Source organism: Serratia sp. 2C06, assembly GCF_050037615.1.
Taxonomy (GTDB): Bacteria; Pseudomonadota; Gammaproteobacteria; order Enterobacterales; family Enterobacteriaceae; genus Serratia; species Serratia ureilytica.
Genome location: NZ_CP188299.1, coordinates 1,149,134 through 1,165,371 on the forward strand (window position 1 = coordinate 1,149,134; position 16,238 = coordinate 1,165,371).

Below are 16,238 nucleotides of genomic sequence, written 5' to 3' on the forward strand. Positions count from 1 at the left end.
AAATAGGCAGTAACCGTGTTAGCAAAAGAAACTCTTGCCGTTCACAGCGGAACCATTATCGACGAAATGCATGGTGGCATTCTTTCTCCGCTATTCTCCGCGAGTTCTCACAAGCATCTTGATATGACAGAAGATGTCTATCCAAGACATGGTAACTTACCCAATCAACGCGCCGTTGCCGAGAAGATGTGCGCATTGGAAAGCGGTGGTGAGGCCGCTCTGGTATTCAGTTCCGGTATGGCGGCTTTCGCGACGGCGATGCTTTCGCATTTAAAAGCCGGTGACCATATTGTTTTACAAAACGGCGTGTATTCAGGTGCGCTCAAGTTTGTACAGAATCATTTTGCAAAATTAGGCATCACATACAGCGTTTCGGAGAGTTGTGAAGTAGAGAGCATCATCGCATTAGTCAATTCGAATACGCGAATGATATATATCGAAACACCGACAAATCCATTGCTTAAAATCCTGAACATTGAGCTATTGACCCGATTCGCCAAGAGTCGGGGGGTGTTCACCATTATTGATAACACCGTGGCGACGCCTATCAACCAAAACCCTCTGGAATATGGCGTCGATTTGGTATTGCACAGCGCCACCAAGTTTTTGGGCGGCCACGGCGATGTGTCAGGCGGCGTGGCTGTCGGCAGTGAAGAGTCCATTGCTGCAATGGCCGAATATATGAATGACTTTGGCGGGTGTCTGAACGCGCAGTCATGTCATCTGCTTGAGCGAAGCTTGCGCACGTTGGCCATTCGAATGAATGCCATTAACCGCAACGCGATGGAACTGGCCAGCCGTTTAAATGAGCACCCTAATGTGACGAACGTGTTCTATCCGGGGTTGCCGAGTCATCATAATCATAGCGTAGCCCGCGAACAAATGAGGGGGTTCGGCGGCATGGTCAGCTTTGAAATCGCCCCGCGGTTTGACGCGACAAGTTTTCAGAAGAAGTTAAATCTCATCGTCCCTTCCAACAGTTTGGGGGATTTGGAGACCACGCTGAACTCGCCTTATCAGGCCTCATCGTCGTTCAGAAGTCTTAGCGAGCAGGAGCAGAAAAAATCAGGGATTACGAGGCAATTAATACGAATGTCAGTCGGCATCGAAGACGTTAATGACTTGTATGAAGATTTGCATCAAGCGCTCAAGTGAATGATATGGAATTAGAAATGCAAACAGGCTCAACGTTGAATAGTGATGAAGTTCACCGCATAGAATCTCTTTATGGGCTGACGGTAAAAAGCAGCGCCTTCTTGGGGATGGGATCTGGCAATACCAATTACTGCCTCGAAACGGATATCGGCCGCTGTGTTTTCAGCATTATTGAAGAGCAAAGCCGTGATGATGTTGAGATCATGGCGAAGACGCTGGTATGGCTGGAAGCACATGATTATGAGACCTCCTTGCTGGTCAAACCCAAAGGGCAAGAAAGCTATTCAATTATATTAAGGGGCAAGCACTCTCTATTAAGAACCTATATGGATGGCGCCGTCCGCCGGGATTTCAACGAACATATGCTCAGGCAGCTCGGCGTTGCCATGGCGAAACTGCATACGATCCCCGTCCCTAATTTCTTAACAGACTCAGTCTTCTATGAGCAGAAAAAGTTCATGGATGCCCTCGATGCCAATATCGATCAGGATTATGAGCGCTGGGCCAAAGACAGACTCAGGCATCTTGCCGTAGAACGCATCAGCGGCTTGCCTACCTCTGTCATCCACTCCGATCTTTTCTACGACAATATGCTGTTTGAAGGCGAGCAGTTCGTCGGCATGATAGATTTTGAGTTGACCTGTATTTATCACTCCGTTTTCGATATCGCCATGGCGATTGTCGGCACCTGCGGCATCAATGGGACGCTGTCGCCGGAAAAAGCGAAGCATATCATCGCGGGTTATAATTCTATAAGAATGCTTGAAGCGCGCGAAATTAAGGTGTTGAAAACCTATACGGAATACGCCGCCATCCTGACATCTCTTTGGCGTTATTGGCGGTATAGAATCTATCAGCCGGGTGGTGATAAATCTGATAAATATCGCGAAATGACAAGCCTGGCTAAAAGTATTGAACGCACCGACTTCTCACAAATTTGCTGACACGTTCCCTTCATAAAGTAAAAGGGCGTCGAGCGTAAATTCGACGCCAAGACAATCGAACGTTAATATTCGGCCCTGATTATAGTACGGAGTAACCCGCTGCATGGACATCAAAGACACGAAAAAAATCGTCATCCTCGTTGACGCCTACTCATCCGGAAATGATGTGGCACCGGAATTCAATAAAAAAGGATACGGGTGCGCGCACATTCAAAGTCGAGAAGATATCCCGGCGAAGCTGCTGAATAGCTACAGAGGGGATGATTTCTTTATCAGTTTGCAATACACGGGGGATGAGATCCTCAATCAATTGCAAGAGTATGATGTTATCGCGGTGATTGCAGGCTGTGAAACAGGCATTGAACTCGCAGATCATCTGGCTGAGCTTCTGGACCTGCCCGGTAACGATACCGGCACGAGCCGTTCTCGCAGGAATAAATACCTGATGCAGGAGTGCCTGAAAAATAGCGCGATCAATCATATCCCCACGCACCGGTTAACTACCCTTAAAGACGCCACGCAATATGCGACCGAGCTGTTTAAAAAATACCGGAAGCTGGTGCTAAAACCCGTTGACAGCGCAGGCACGGACTCCGTTTTTGTTTGCAAAACGGTTGAAGAAGTTGAAGCTCATTCGGGTGATTTGTTCAAAAAAAGCAATCAGCTCAATTTAAAAAATGAAGTCATTATTCTGCAGCCTTTTATTGAGGGGGAAGAGTACGTCGTCGATACTGTCAGTTATCAAGGCCGTCACAAGATCTGTGCGATATGGAAGATGGGCAAGGGCAGTTACAACGGGGCCGATTCCATCTGTGAGTTCACCGAACTGACCTCCTTCGATGCGCAGAATCACGCTCAGCTCAAAGATTACATCTTTAGCTGTCTGGATGCTTTAGGGATCACGTTTGGCGCAGCGCACTCGGAACTGTTTTTAACCAAAGACGGTTGGACGCTAATTGAAACCGGGGCCAGACCGCACGGCGCGGGTTTTCCGGCGTTGTCATCCCTGGCGTTGAAGCGCACGCAGATTGACGAACTGGTACTGAGCGTGTGTTCAACCGAGGCATTCCTGGAAGCGGTCGCAGAGGAATATAAACCGTTAAACTATTTAAAAATTAAAGAGCTGATATCTTTTAGCGCTGGCACTATCAAGGCTGTTAAGCATGTCGATACCATCGCCGGTTTGCCATCCTACAAGAAATCAAATCTGCCGGATGTTGATCAGGAAATAAAACTCACGACGGACGTTTACAGCTCTCCGGGCTGGATTGCGTTAAGCCACCGTTGCGCCGATCAGCTCAATGCCGACTATCAATATATCGTTGGCCTTGAAAGTAAGGGCATGTTTGAAGTCTATGAACAGTAAAATCAAGGCGTCCGGCCCAACGTACATTCTTGGATATTGCATCCTGGGTGCGGCCATAGATGTTTTTCTCTCAGGTTTGTTGCAGAGCATCGATCTGTTCGTATTATTGTTTTGGACTTTCACCTTGACCTGGCTCGGTTTCTTTGTGATCTCCGTGCTGTTTTTCCCCGTCAAGCTGCGAGCTTGCCTCAACGCCTGGAAGTTAATTCTATTATTGAATATCTCTACGCTGGGAGCTTGGGTTGGGCTTTTCGTTGGGTTGAAATGGACGGAGCCCTCCATTCTGGTGGCCATGCTTTTTGGACTGAGCCCGATCATTTCTGTTTTCATTGAGATTTATAACCGAAATTCGGTGGGTGTAAAAAACATCGTTATAGCCGTGATGCTGGCTTTTATTGTCGCCGTGCTGATGATATTGGCCGTGAAAGGGCAGCGTTTTAACCCCTTCGATTCAAACACCCTATTTGTTCTGGCGCTTGGCTTAGTGTGTCTCGTCACCTCAACCTGTATGGCTGTCGGCACCTATATTGCAAAATCATTGTCCAAACAAGCGTTTAACGCCGTCAATATTCAGTCGTTCAGATTTCCCTTGCTCATTGGCGTTTGCGCGCTGATGTTGCCGAGCGAAGGCGTATTGGCAACGACGCAATCCAGCTTCTGGATGTACCTGCCGATCATCGTCATATTAGGGAATATATTGCCGCTATGGATGCTGCAAAAGGGTATTGAACTCACCAGCGCCTTGACCACCAACATTATTGTGAATGTTTCACCCTGCATTACGCTGTTGCTGGAGGCTTTTGACCCGTCGATAGCCTACAGCCATATGAAACTGGCGGTGTTGGTGATGCTGCTGCTGGTCATGCTGATCGCCAATGACGACGTGGGCAAATTTGTCGTCAGCAAGATAAGGGGGAAGCCCGTGAGGTTGACGGAGTGAAAATACTCCGTCGACAGCCGCAAAAAGCGGCGAGGCCGGCGATCCGCAGATCGCCGGCCGCGCTGAGTTATTTCTGCAACAGCTGCGGGTTGACGCAGTTTTCTTTCACCGTGCCGGTCAATGCCGCGATCAAGTTATCCACCGCGCAGGCGGCCATGCCGTAGCGCGTTTCATGGGTGGCGGAGCCGATGTGCGGCAACGCCACTACGTTCGGCATGCTGAGCAGCGGCGAGTCGGCCGGCAGCGGTTCCTTCTCGAACACATCCAACCCCGCGGCGTGGATCACGCCGTTTTGCAGCGCTTCGATCAGCGCCTGCTCATCCACCACCGGCCCGCGGCCGGCGTTGATCAGAATGCCGCTTTTCTTCATCTTCGCCAGCTGATCGCGGCCGATCAGATGGAAAGTTTGTTCGGTCAGCGGCAGCGTGATGCAAACGAAATCCGACTCGGCCAGCAGGGTATCCAGGTCGCAGCGACGGGCGTTGAAGCGTTGCTCCGCCTCTTCGTGCGTGCGGCGGGCGTTGTACAGCACCGGCATGCCGAAGCCGAAGTGCGCGCGCTGCGCCAGCGCCAGGCCGATGCGGCCCATGCCGAGGATGCCGATGGTTTTGTGGTGCACGTCGACGCCGAACCAGTCCGGCCCGATGCTGCCGCGCCATTCGCCGGCCTTGACCCGTTCCGCCACTTCCACCACCCGGCGCGCCGTCGCCAGCACCAGACTCATGATGGTGTCGGCGACGGTTTCGGTCAGCACCGTCGGGGTGTGCATCAACAGCACGTTATGGGCGTTGAGCGCCTCGACGTCGAAGTTGTCGTAGCCGACGGAAACGGTCGAGGCCGCGCGCAGTTTGGGCGCCTGCTGCAGGAAGGCTTCGTCAATTTTGCCGCCGGAACCGATGATCCCTTCGGCCTGCTGCAACGCCTGGCGCAGTTCCTCGCGGTTCTCCGGCTGCAGGCCGTTGAACGCGTGTACGGTGAAGTGTTGTTCCAGACGTTCACGCAGGTCGGCGGGCAGGCTTTTGTACAATACGATAGAAGGTTTCATCACGAACTCCAGCTGGGCCAAAGGGGGCCTGGCGCCCCCTCGGGTTGATTGACAGAGAAAAAGTATAACCGGATCAAGCCATCTGCGGCTGGATCTCGTTGCGGGCGGGCTTGACGATCAGCGTCAACACCACCGCCACCACCAGTGCGATGGCCATAAACATGTAGGAAGCCGCCGGGCTGCCGGTGGCGCCGTTCAGGTAACCGACGAACCAGGAACCGAAGAACGAACCCAGCGCGCCCATGCTGTTGATCAGCGCCATGGCGCCGCCGGCGACGTTTTTCGGCAGCATTTCCGGAATGATGGCGAAGAACGGCCCATAAGGGGCGTACATCGCGGCGCCGGCGACTACCAGCAGGCCGTAAGAGATCCAGAAATGGTTGGTGCCGACGGCGTAAGAGCCGAAGAACGCCAGCGCGCCGATCAGCAGCAGCGGCCAGACAAACAGCTTGCGGTTTTGCATTTTGTCCGACGCCCAGGAGACCACGATCATGGCGATGGTCGCCGCCAGGTAAGGCACCGCCGACAGCCAGCCCGCTTCCACCATGCCCATCTGCATGCCGCTGCGCAGGATGGAAGGCAGCCACAGCACGAAGCCGTATACGCCGATGCTCCAGGCGAAGTACTGCACGCACAGCAGGATCACGTTGCGCGAACGGAAGGCTTCGCCGTAGTTGCGCACGGCCTTGATGCCTTTCTGTTCTTCGTCCAGCTGCTGTTGCAGCGCCTGTTTCTCATCGGCGCTCAACCAGCCGGCCTGCGCCGGTTTGTCTTTCGCCAGCACCCACCAGCAGAACGCCCAGATGACCGCCGGAATGCCCTCGATGATGAACATTTCGCGCCAGCCGAAGGCGTGGATCAGGTAACCGGACACCACCGACATCCACAGCACCGTCACCGGGTTGCCGAGGATCAGGAAGGTATTGGCGCGTGAACGCTCCGATTTGGTGAACCAGTTGCTGATGTAGATCAGCATTGCCGGCATCACCGCCGCTTCCACCACGCCGAGGATAAAGCGGATGGCGGCCAGCATCGGGATATTGCTCACCACGCCGGTCAGCGAGGCGCAGCCACCCCACAGGATCAGGCACCAGAAGATCAGCTTTTTGACGCTGCGGCGCTCGGCGTAGATGGCGCCGGGAATTTGGAAGAAGAAATAACCGAGGAAAAACAGCGCGCCCAGCAGCGAGGCCATGCCCTTGGTGATGCCGAGATCCTCATTGATGCCGGCGGCGGAGGCGAAGCTGAAGTTGGCGCGATCGAGATAGGCCAGGCTGTAGGTGATAAACACGATGGGCATGATGTACCACCAGCGTTTGGCCGCGACAGTCGCTTTGTTCATGTTCAGTATCCTTCAGTGGTGTTGCATCCCTTTCGCCCAGCCCGTTGGGCATGAAAGACGAAGGGGCAGATGCTCTCCCGACGCGTCCCGGTTGTAGGGCCAGAGGCTGACGTCATGCGGAGAAGTCGTTTTTTTATTGTTATTCGGCCAGCGCCGCGCGGGTCGGCAGGCCTTCGCTGTCGCCGATGGCCTGGATCGCCAGCGAGCCGATTTTGTTGCCGCGTTGCACCGCCTGTACCAGCGTTTTGCCTTCCAGCAGGGCGCTGAGGGTGCCGACGGCAAAGCCGTCACCCGCCCCTACGGTATCCACCACGTTGTCGACCTTGACCGCGGCCACCGCCGCTTTATCGCCGGCGGCGGTTTTAAACCAGGCGCCGTCCGGGCCGGTTTTGATGATCACCGCCTGCACGCCGCGCTCCAGATAGAAATCGGCGATGCCTTCCGGCGTCGACTGGCCGGTGAGGATCTGTCCCTCTTTCAACCCCGGCAGCACCCAGTCGGCGGCGAACGCCAGCTGGTTCAGCTGCTCGATCATCACCTCGCGACTGGGCCACAGCACCGGGCGCAGATTGGGATCGAACGAAATGGTTTTGCCCATGGCGCGCATCTCGCGCGCCGCATGGTGGCACAGCGCCAGCGATTCGCCGGACAGCGCCGCCGCCACGCCGCTCAGGTGCAGGTGGCGCGCGGAACCGAAATACTCGCGGTTGAAATCGGCGACTGACAGGCGGCTGGCCGCCGAGCCTTTACGGAAATATTCCACGCTGGGATCGGTACCATCGGTAGTCTTGGATTTCACCTGAAAACCGGTCGGATAGTGGCCGTCGACCGTCACCTGCCGGTAGTTGATGCCTTCTTTTTTCAGCTGCTGCAGGGTGAAGCGGCCAAACGAGTCGTTGCCGACGCGGCTGACCCAGCCGACGTTCATGCCCAGACGGGCCAGGCCGATCGCCACGTTCAGTTCGGCGCCGGCGATGCGTTTGGTGAAGGTTTCCACCTCCGCCAAATCGCCGGTCTGCGCCGCCACGAACATCGCCATGGCTTCACCCAGAGTGACCACATCCAGGGGCGCCTGCTGCGCCGTCGTTGCCGTTAACGTTGTCATCATGGGGTTACTCCGCACGCAAAATATTGACGTAATGGCGGGTGACGGCTTCCAGGTCATCACCCTGCAACGGGAATTCGATGCCGCGCGGCGCATCGTGCGGCAGGCGGGCCAGCAGATCGCGCCAGCTGCCGTCGGTATCGTCCAGCGCAATGGCGCGCCAGCCGCGCGGACCTTGCGTGGCGGCCTTGACGTGCACGTAACCGACGTGGCGGGCCAGGCGCTCGGCGGCGGCGAAGGCGTCTTGCCCCACCCACAGCCAGTTGGCCATATCGAAGGTCATGCTGACCGGCAGGTGGCTATCTTCCGCTGCATGGAAAAAGGCGTTCAGCATCGACAAAATGCCGCAGTCCGGCGTTTGGTCGTTCTCGACCACCAGTTTGACCGGATGTTGCTCCAGCGCCACTTTCAGCTCGGTAAAATCGAAGCCGGGGCGGAAATGGCCGAGGGAGAGCTTCAGCTGGCGCGCGTTCAGCGCCTGCGCTTCCGCCAGCAGCGCCGGCAGGTTGGGATTCAGCGTATGTTGCGGAGTGAACAGCGCCTCAGGGGCGGAATAGACGGCGAACAGCTGCTGGCGTTCTATCTCCTGGGACAGCGCAGGCAGGCTGTCCAGTTCGCCGGCGGCGAACAGTTCGCGGCGGATCTCCACCCCGTCGGCGCCCGCGCCGGCGATGATGGGCAACAGCGCGCGCTGGCCGCCCTGTTGTTTGACGGTATCGGTGCCGTAGGCGCCGGTGACCACGATGATTTCTGTTTTCATTTTGACTCCTGAGGCGGCATTGTCGCCGCCGCTGCTGTTACCGGTACGTTAAATGGAACCGGTTCCAGTAGAAAGCGACAGAGTGTAAAAATATGATCGCAATCACGAAGCTGAGCAAAAAACAGCCGATGAAGGCGGGGCGGTTAAGGCCCCGGAGAAGGCGGGTTAGCGGGTGGTGGAGCCGCGGACGATCAGCTCGCCGGAGAACATCTGCTCGCCGCTGGGGGCGGCCAGACCCTGAATACGCTGCACCAGCCGCTCCAGCGCCGCGTGCCCCATTTGGTAGGTGGGTTGTTTCAGCGTGGTGATGCCGACGCCCGCCAGTTCCGCCCACTCCAGCTCGTCGAAGCCCAGCAGGCCGATGTCGTTGCCCCACTGGATGCCGAGCCGGCGCATGGCGCGCGCCACCTGCAGCGTCAGGGCGCCGTTGGCGGAGATCACCGCCTTGCGCATGCCGCGATGACGGCCGCTGAAATCGCTCAGCACCTGTTCCAGTTTTTGCCGATCGTTGAGCGGCGTTTCGGCCTGCTCCGCCAGCAGCGCAGGGTGCTGCGCCATGGTATGCCTGAAGGCGTGCAGGCGTTCCAGGCGGGTATTGACCGTACCGAGCGGTTCGCTGAGGAACAGGATCGCTTCGAAGCCTTGTTGCAGCAGGTGCTCGGTGGCGACGGTGGCGGCTTCGCGGTTGTTCAGGCCCACTACGTCGCAGGCGAAGTCGGGGATTTTGCGGTCGATCAGCACCATCGGCAGCATCGACTGTTGCAGCGTGGATAACGCTTCCTCGCGCATGCCGACCGCGTTGACCACGATGCCTTCCACCCGGTAACTGCTGAGCAGCTGCAGGTAGTGCTGTTCCTGATTGACTTCGTTGTTGGTGTTGCACACCAGCAGGGTAAAGCCGTGTTGGCGGCAGGCGGCCTCGATGCCGCGCATCACGTCCACCGAATAGGGGTTGGTGATATCGGCGAGGATCAGGCCGATCAGGCGTGTTTGGCCGCCCTTCAGGCTGCGCGCCATCTGGCTTGGGCGGTAGTCGAGCTGCTGGATCGCCTGTTCGATGCGCTGTTTGAGATCGTCGGAAAGCAGGTGCTGTTCACCATTCAGATAGCGTGACACGCTGGTCTTGCCGGTTTTGGCGATGCTCGCTACATCGCTGATGGTGGCGCGTCCTGAGGCGCGCGTTGCCTTGACAGTGCTCACAGCCGATCCCTCCTGCGGTTAATTGCCAAGGAGACTACCATACCCGGCGTGCGGGCGGGAATGTTGAAGGATAAGGAGAAAATCGCAGGGAAGCGGCGGGGCGCCGGTGGCGCCCCGCGCGGGATTATTGCAGCGGGCTGAGGGTGATCTCGACGCGGCGGTTTTGCGCCTTGCCTTCCGCGGTGCTGTTGGACGCGATCGGGTTGTCCGGGCCGGCACCGGCGGTGCGGATACGGTTCGCCGCCACGCCCTGGGTGATCAGCGCGCTGGCTACGCCATCGGCGCGCTGCTGCGACAGGTTCATGTTGAGCGAACGGGAACCGGTGCTGTCGGTGTAGCCGATGACGTTGACTGCGGTTTTCGGATACTCTTTCAGCACCATGGCGACGCCGGTCAGGGTATTGGCGCCCGCCGGTTTCAGCGTGGCGCTGCTGCTGTCGAAGGTCACGTTGTTCGGCATGTTCAGCACGATGTTGTCGCCCTGACGGGTGACGCTGACGCCGGTGCCTTTCATCTTGTCGCGCAGTTTGGCTTCCTGCACGTCCATGTAATAGCCAGCGCCGCCGCCGAGCGCCGCACCGGCCGCCGCGCCGATCAGCGCGCCCTTGCCGCGATCTTTCTTGGAAGAGGACAGTACGCCGACGCCGGCGCCCAGTGCGGCCCCGAGGCCCGCGCCGATGCCGGACTTGCCGACTTCGGATTCGCCGGTGTAAGGGTTGGTGGTACAGGCCGACAGCGTGAGCGCGACGCTCACTGCGCCGGCAATAATTGCAATGCGTTTTTTCATGTTCTTGTCCTTAATGGCATCAATATCTGTACGCGCCGGCCCAACACGGGGGCGCAAAAAAGTAGGCGACGCAGGTGGGGCCCGCATCACCGCGCTACTATGACGCGTTGGCTCGCCGGCAGTTCCGGAGAAAAACGTGACAAATGATGAGCGCGGGTAAGTGCTGGGGGAGTTATGCGACAAAACGCCGGGCGGCGCCATGCAGCGGATTCCTAATTGCGCGCCGCCAGGGCGCGAATGCGCCTTTTTTAACCGTAACCGGTTGAATTCTCGATTGCCGGCCAGTTCATGATCAGCGTATAGGCCTGGGTTTCGTCGTTAAACAGGCGCTGCGTCACCTGAAAGCCGTGCTTGTGGTAAAACGCGCAGGCGCGCAGGTTTTGCTGATAAACCTCCAGGCTGAGCCGGCGGTAGCGCTGCTGCACGTGCGTCATCAGCGCCCGGGCTACGCCGCGGCCGTGATACGCCCGATCGACAAACAGCGCGCCGATGAACTGTTCGTCCAGCACGCTGATAAAGCCGACGATCTCGTTTTCATGCCAGCAGGCCCAGCTCTGCGCGCGCGGCAGGTAATTTTCCCGCACCAGTGCGGCGCTTTCACGCCAGTATTTTTCCGCCACGAACGGATGGGCGGCGATGGTGCTGGGCAGCCACAGCGCCATCAGCCGATCGATATCCGCCGGGCCACAGGGGCGGATCACCGTGGCTTTGGGTAGCACATGCACCCCGTGAGATGATCGTTCACCAGCCCGCTGGCCTGCATGAAGGCGTAACAGATGGTGGAGCCGATAAACTTGAAGCCGCGCTTTTTCAACGCCTTGGACATGGCGTCGGACTGCTCGGTTTTGGCCGGAACCTGGTTCAGCGCCTGCCAGCGGTTGAGCTGTGGCCGGCCGCCGACGAAGTCCCATATGAAGGTGACGAAATTCTCGCCGGCCGCCTCCATCGCCAGATAGGCTTTGGCGTTGGTGATGATGGCTTCTATCTTGCCGCGGTGACGGATGATGCCGCTGTCTTGCAGCAGCCTTTCCACGTCTTGTTCTGTCATCGCGGCGACCCGCTGCGGATCGAAATCATGGAAGGCGCGGCGGTAGTTCTCGCGCTTTTTCAGCACGGTGATCCAGGAAAGACCGGCCTGTTGTCCCTCCAGACACAGCATTTCAAACAGCTCGCGCGCGTCGGTGGTGGGCGTGCCCCATTCCTTGTCGTGATACTCGAGATACAACGGATCGGCCGTCACCCAACCGCAACGTTCGTCTGCCATCCTGAATGTCCTTATGCTGTATTTATGAACAGTAATCATCGCTCGAAGCGGCGAACTTGGCAAGCCTCTGATTGTTTTGTCCGCAGCCCCGCTTGACGTGACGAAAAAGCCGACAATAGTTACTACATGGCCGGTGGAAAACCGGCCAACGATAAAAACGACATTGCCTTCATTTGCAGGCTCTCAGGAGTCGATTCATGCCTCTAAAAATAACATGCATGCCCCGCCCGGCGGCGCTTGCAGTGGCGTTACTTTGCAGTGTGACCCTTCCGGTTCAGGCGTATGACCAACTCTACGTCTTTGGCGACAGCCTGAGCGATACCGGCAACAACGGCCGGTTCACCTATGACGGCAGTCAGCACCTGCTGTACGACGAAGCGTTGGCGCAACGCATCGGCGCGGCGCTGGTGGCCTCGGACAACGGCGGAGAAAACTACGCCGCCGGCGGTGCCGTGGCGGTGCCGGGCCTGAACCCGGTCGACAACACTCAGGATCAGGTGCAGCGCTACCTGAATCGGGTTAACGGCCAGGCCGATGGCGACGGTTTGTATATTCACTGGATCGGCGGTAACGATTTGGCGGCGGCGGCGTTGAACGCCGCTACCGCGCCCGGCGTGGCCTATAACAGCGCCGCCGCCGCCGCCGCGCAGGTGCATTCGCTGCTGAACGCCGGCGCCGGCACGGTGATCGTGCCGACGGTGCCGAACATCGGCTCCACGCCGCAGCTGATGGAACTGATCATTCAGCAGGCGCTGCCGCCGGTACAGGGGGCGGCGATTCAGGCGGCCTATACCACGCTCAATTCGGTGGCTACCCCGGACAACGCTTCGCGCACGCAGGCGATCCACGCGGCGTTGACCGCCGCGGCGAAGCAGGGCAGCGCGATCCCTCAGGTGCAGCAGGCGATCGCCGCCCAGCTTGTGGCTGCATATGACAGCCTGAGCGCGCAGGCCGCTCAGCTGACCGATTTCTATAATCAAAGCGAAGACCGTTTGCTGGCGCAGGGGGGCGGCAATATCGTGCGGGTGGACGTGAACAAGCTGTTCGCCGAAGCGATCGCCAATCCGGCGCAGTTCGGCTTCGCCAACACGGCCGGCATGGCTTGTCCGGCGGGCGTTTCCTCGGCGGTTTGCCGTTCCGACATGCCTGGCTTCGACGCCGGCCAGTCCTATCTGTTCTCCGACCATTTCCACCCCAGCCCGCAGGCGCACCTGCTGATTGCGGATTATATCCAGGCGGTGTTGGATGGCCCGGCGCAGGTGGTGGCGCTGAATCAGGCGACGGCGGCGATGGCGCGTGACAGCCGCGCCACGCTCGACAGCCGTTTCCAGCAGTTGCGCAACGGCGACAATCCGCAGGGCTCGCTGGGCGTGTTTGGCGGCTACGCAGGCCAGCACTATGACTATGCCGATAACCGGGCGGCGGGGGATGGCAACGCCACCACCCACAACCTGACCGTCGGCGTGGACTATCAACTGACCGACAGCTGGTTGATCGGTGCGTTGATCGCCGGTTCCAACGACGATCAGCATCCTTCCAGCCGCTATGACTACAAGGCGCGTGGGGTGCTGCTGTCGGCCTTCAGTTCGCTGGCCATATTCGAGCAGGGGTGGGTCAATGCCGATCTGCACTATGCGACGATGGATTATGACGACATCCGCCGCAGCATGCGGTTGGGGCCGCTGACGCGCACCGAAACCGGTTCGACCTCCGGCAAGCAGTGGGGCGCGCGCGTGACCGCCGGCTATGACTTCCCTATCGCTGCTTATCTCACCACCGGGCCGGTGGCGCAGTTCGCCTGGGATTACAGCCAAGTGTCCGGCTACAGCGAAGACGGTGATGACAGCACCGCCATGCGCTTCAACGATCAAACCTACCATTCGCAGATCGGCGCGTTGGGCTGGCGGTTGGATACGCAATTCGGCGTGTTTAACCCCTATGCGGAAGTGAGTTATCAGCATCAGTTCGGCGATGACGTCTACCGCGCCGGCGGCGGCCTGAAATCGACGCAAACCTCATTTACTCGCGACAGTGCGGGTCAGGACAAAAACTGGGTGGATGTCACGCTGGGGGCCAACATGCCGTTGACGGATAGAGTGTCGGCCTTCGCCACCGTCTCGCAAACCGGCGGCCTGAGCAGCGGCGAGCAGTTTATGTATAACGTCGGCGTCAGCGCGCGCTTCTGAGAACTCTCGGGAGAGGATAGAGCCTGTGACGGCGAGATGGCGAGGCGATGTGGGCGGATGAGACTGTACTTTAGTACAACTATCATTTATCGCTGAAAGTTCTTATCGTTATTGCATAACGATAAAATACAGCGCTACAAAAAAAAACTGATCCTATAAAGGATCAGGTAGCCACTTGGCCAACACCAGGGAAAATTTTGGTTATTATTGTATATCCAAATCTTCACTGTCAATGGCTTTTTCCCTTCATCATCGGATGCGGGGCGTTTTCGCCTGCCTGTCTGGCCCCCTCTCATCTTCAACGCGACAGAACGCTTTTGTCAGATGCATGTCATGATGCCGAGTTGTTATGATTTTGTTTTCTTTGTGTTTCTTTGCCGGATAATGCCCTCTGCCGCCCCTTCTTCAGCGACGCGCTTATTTCTCGATTAAATTAATTTCCCCTCCGAAATTATTTTAATTGACTCTTTAAAACACCTGTTGATTATTAACGCTTCCTATTATGCCTGTCGGTTTAATTTACTTGGCGGCGCAACCGGGTTATACTCTTCTCAGTTTTATAGTGATGTTATTTCTTGAAGAGGATTGGTGAGTGTCTAACTTTTTTTTCAATAATGAAACCATTAATGCCTCTATAAAAGAAGAGTTGGAAAGCGGGCTGAGCAAATACAATAATATAAAATATGCCTATGCTATAATGAATAAAAGAAATCCGACTAGCTTTTCAATCATTTCCAATAGGACGGAGTGGTTCGAGTTTTATATCAAAAACAACTATCAGTTTATTGATCCCGTTTTGATTACCGCATCGCATAGAATCACCCCGTTTACCTGGGATAAAGATTTGGAAATTGGCGCAGGATTAAAATTGCCAAAGATTTTTGATATGGCCAAGAACTACAATATTATTAATGGGTATACTTTCGTCTTGCACGATCATCATCATAATCTGGTGGTGTTATCCATTATGTTGGATAAGCATTGTGATGCGGATGTTGAACAGCAGATTGACAATAATAAGGCCGAAATTCAAATGCTGCTGATTACCATGCACGGAAAAATGACGGCGCTCTACCAGGAAATGAGCACGCCGGCTGACTTTGAAAAAATGAACCAGCGGGAGTTTTTCTCCAAGCGTGAAAATGAGATCATCTACTGGGCGAGCTTAGGTAAATCCTATCAAGAAATTGCCCTTATCCTGGGAATAAAACTCACCACCGTAAAATATCACATCGGCAACGCCGTCAAAAAGCTTGGCGTCACCAATGCCAAACATGCCATCAGGTTAGGTGTGGAGCTGCAGCTCATCCGGCCGCTTCTCGCTGACTCGGAAGGATAATGGCCAGGAATCCAACGGGTTATCCCACTTTGTGGCGTGTTGGTTGATGCGCGCCAGCAATCTGTTCCGGTTGGCATCGTCTATCGGCAGATAGATCAGATAAATATTTTTATTCTTTTCGGAGCATCCGGTTTTTACCACCGAGATATGCCAGCCGGAGCGTTGGAAAATAATGCGCATCGGGTGACTGATAATGGCGTATATGCCTTCGTAGCCGCAGCTTCTTGCATAGTTTATCATCGACAGGAAAAGCATGGTGCTAATTGGCGCTTGATGGAGTTGAAGTGCTTGAATGCGCGCCTTGTCTATAAATAATCTGCTGGCTTCAACGTAATTCCCTTCGGGGAGTTTTATATCGTTAAAGTAATTGTCGAATACGCCATCGCTGATCATGTTTGGGTATTTCGTTTCGATAAATCGCAAGCTGCAAATGACGTGATCTTGGTAGGTACCGAAAATATAGGTGGCGTGACGGTTGTCGTATTCGTCAAACTCCATGTTATTTTCGCAATTAACGAGCCAGTCTAAACGGTCTTTAAACGTTTTTTTTCTTAAAGAGAATAGTTCTTTCGATCTGTTATCTGGCAGCAAATTATAGTCTACGTCAAAGAGCTCTATCATTTTCAATCTTTTTCCTAAGCGACTTAAATGGCTTTTTAGCTGCGGCTGTTATTTGTTCTTGTTATACTACCAGAGTCACTATGGCAAGTAAATTTCAGTCGATGCCGCGTCGGTGAGAATAAAGTAAATATATAACACTGAGTTATGTTTTTTTTCATTCCATTCACTTATTTGAATATTGTTC

15 protein-coding genes are annotated in these 16,238 nt (G+C 55.9%); 6 read left to right on the forward strand and 9 right to left on the reverse strand.

The window, feature by feature from the left end; translation table 11 throughout:
- The first annotated feature begins 15 nt into the window (after positions 1–15).
- The 4 genes from ACP3TA_RS05915 (at position 16) to ACP3TA_RS05930 (ending at position 4,405) form a co-directional block, all read left to right on the forward strand.
- Positions 16–1,155, forward strand: a complete 1,140-nt coding sequence (locus ACP3TA_RS05915) for a trans-sulfuration enzyme family protein (protein WP_046687995.1) — start codon at positions 16–18, stop codon at positions 1,153–1,155.
- Positions 1,156–1,160: 5 nt separating this feature from the next.
- On the forward strand, positions 1,161–2,099 hold the full coding sequence (locus ACP3TA_RS05920) for a phosphotransferase (RefSeq protein ID WP_080273428.1): 939 nt from the start codon (positions 1,161–1,163) through the stop codon (positions 2,097–2,099).
- A 103-nt stretch (positions 2,100–2,202) separates the two neighbouring features.
- Positions 2,203–3,465 (forward strand): ATP-grasp domain-containing protein, encoded by a 1,263-nt coding sequence (locus tag ACP3TA_RS05925; RefSeq protein WP_060660114.1) that lies wholly within the window; start codon positions 2,203–2,205, stop codon positions 3,463–3,465.
- Positions 3,455–4,405, forward strand: coding sequence for a hypothetical protein (locus tag ACP3TA_RS05930; RefSeq protein ID WP_060660113.1), 951 nt, complete (start codon positions 3,455–3,457; stop codon positions 4,403–4,405). The genes ACP3TA_RS05925 and ACP3TA_RS05930 overlap by 11 nt, the downstream gene beginning before the upstream one ends.
- A 67-nt stretch (positions 4,406–4,472) precedes the next feature.
- Here ACP3TA_RS05930 and ghrB read toward each other — a convergent pair whose 3' ends face one another.
- The 8 genes from ghrB to ACP3TA_RS05970 all read right to left on the reverse strand — a co-directional run bounded on the left by ghrB (position 4,473) and on the right by ACP3TA_RS05970 (position 11,908).
- Positions 4,473–5,450: a glyoxylate/hydroxypyruvate reductase GhrB gene (gene ghrB, locus ACP3TA_RS05935; RefSeq protein ID WP_033645132.1), complete on the reverse strand. Its 978-nt coding sequence runs from the start codon at positions 5,448–5,450 to the stop codon at positions 4,473–4,475.
- Positions 5,451–5,523: 73 nt separating this feature from the next.
- Positions 5,524–6,792: an MFS transporter gene (locus ACP3TA_RS05940; protein WP_033645131.1), complete on the reverse strand. Its 1,269-nt coding sequence runs from the start codon at positions 6,790–6,792 to the stop codon at positions 5,524–5,526.
- A gap of 139 nt (positions 6,793–6,931) precedes the next feature.
- Positions 6,932–7,897 carry a sugar kinase gene (locus ACP3TA_RS05945; RefSeq protein ID WP_046688560.1) on the reverse strand — a complete coding sequence of 322 codons (966 nt, stop codon included), beginning with the start codon at positions 7,895–7,897 and terminating at the stop codon, positions 6,932–6,934.
- Between the two features lie 7 nt (positions 7,898–7,904).
- Positions 7,905–8,657, reverse strand: coding sequence for a sugar phosphate isomerase/epimerase family protein (locus ACP3TA_RS05950; protein ID WP_206196504.1), 753 nt, complete (start codon positions 8,655–8,657; stop codon positions 7,905–7,907).
- Between the two features lie 165 nt (positions 8,658–8,822).
- Entirely contained in the window at positions 8,823–9,857 is a 1,035-nt protein-coding gene (locus ACP3TA_RS05955; RefSeq protein WP_004933951.1) for a LacI family DNA-binding transcriptional regulator, read from the reverse strand.
- A 124-nt stretch (positions 9,858–9,981) separates the two neighbouring features.
- Entirely contained in the window at positions 9,982–10,644 is a 663-nt protein-coding gene (locus ACP3TA_RS05960) for an OmpA family lipoprotein (protein ID WP_033645129.1), read from the reverse strand.
- 248 nt (positions 10,645–10,892) lie between these two features.
- Positions 10,893–11,345: an N-acetyltransferase gene (locus tag ACP3TA_RS05965; protein WP_033645128.1), complete on the reverse strand. Its 453-nt coding sequence runs from the start codon at positions 11,343–11,345 to the stop codon at positions 10,893–10,895.
- On the reverse strand, positions 11,342–11,908 hold the full coding sequence (locus tag ACP3TA_RS05970; protein WP_042783395.1) for a DNA-3-methyladenine glycosylase I: 567 nt from the start codon (positions 11,906–11,908) through the stop codon (positions 11,342–11,344). The genes ACP3TA_RS05965 and ACP3TA_RS05970 overlap by 4 nt, the downstream gene beginning before the upstream one ends.
- Positions 11,909–12,105: 197 nt before the next feature.
- Between ACP3TA_RS05970 and ACP3TA_RS05975 the strand changes: the two genes are divergently transcribed.
- Both ACP3TA_RS05975 and ACP3TA_RS05980 read left to right on the forward strand, forming a co-directional pair.
- Positions 12,106–14,094 carry an autotransporter outer membrane beta-barrel domain-containing protein gene (locus ACP3TA_RS05975; protein WP_206196327.1) on the forward strand — a complete coding sequence of 663 codons (1,989 nt, stop codon included), beginning with the start codon at positions 12,106–12,108 and terminating at the stop codon, positions 14,092–14,094.
- 592 nt (positions 14,095–14,686) lie between these two features.
- Positions 14,687–15,433 (forward strand): helix-turn-helix transcriptional regulator, encoded by a 747-nt coding sequence (locus tag ACP3TA_RS05980; RefSeq protein WP_033652310.1) that lies wholly within the window; start codon positions 14,687–14,689, stop codon positions 15,431–15,433.
- Here the strand turns inward: ACP3TA_RS05980 and ACP3TA_RS05985 are convergent.
- Positions 15,380–16,054, reverse strand: a complete 675-nt coding sequence (locus ACP3TA_RS05985) for an acyl-homoserine-lactone synthase (protein ID WP_042783396.1) — start codon at positions 16,052–16,054, stop codon at positions 15,380–15,382. The genes ACP3TA_RS05980 and ACP3TA_RS05985 overlap by 54 nt on opposite strands.
- Positions 16,055–16,238: the final 184 nt, after the last annotated feature.

Bases quoted from the DNA above. Each gene is read 5' to 3' on its own strand.
- ACP3TA_RS05920 (WP_080273428.1), top strand. From the start codon at position 1,161: ATGGAATTAGAAATGCAAACAGGCTCAACGTTGAATAGTGATGAAGTT.
- ACP3TA_RS05960 (WP_033645129.1), bottom strand. From the start codon at position 10,644: ATGAAAAAACGCATTGCAATTATTGCCGGCGCAGTGAGCGTCGCGCTC.
- ghrB (WP_033645132.1), bottom strand. From the start codon at position 5,450: ATGAAACCTTCTATCGTATTGTACAAAAGCCTGCCCGCCGACCTGCGT.
- ACP3TA_RS05975 (WP_206196327.1), top strand. From the start codon at position 12,106: ATGCCTCTAAAAATAACATGCATGCCCCGCCCGGCGGCGCTTGCAGTG.
- ACP3TA_RS05970 (WP_042783395.1), bottom strand. From the start codon at position 11,908: ATGGCAGACGAACGTTGCGGTTGGGTGACGGCCGATCCGTTGTATCTC.
- ACP3TA_RS05930 (WP_060660113.1), top strand. From the start codon at position 3,455: ATGAACAGTAAAATCAAGGCGTCCGGCCCAACGTACATTCTTGGATAT.
- ACP3TA_RS05925 (WP_060660114.1), top strand. From the start codon at position 2,203: ATGGACATCAAAGACACGAAAAAAATCGTCATCCTCGTTGACGCCTAC.
- ACP3TA_RS05950 (WP_206196504.1), bottom strand. From the start codon at position 8,657: ATGAAAACAGAAATCATCGTGGTCACCGGCGCCTACGGCACCGATACC.
- ACP3TA_RS05945 (WP_046688560.1), bottom strand. From the start codon at position 7,897: ATGACAACGTTAACGGCAACGACGGCGCAGCAGGCGCCCCTGGATGTG.
- ACP3TA_RS05940 (WP_033645131.1), bottom strand. From the start codon at position 6,792: ATGAACAAAGCGACTGTCGCGGCCAAACGCTGGTGGTACATCATGCCC.
- ACP3TA_RS05985 (WP_042783396.1), bottom strand. From the start codon at position 16,054: ATGATAGAGCTCTTTGACGTAGACTATAATTTGCTGCCAGATAACAGA.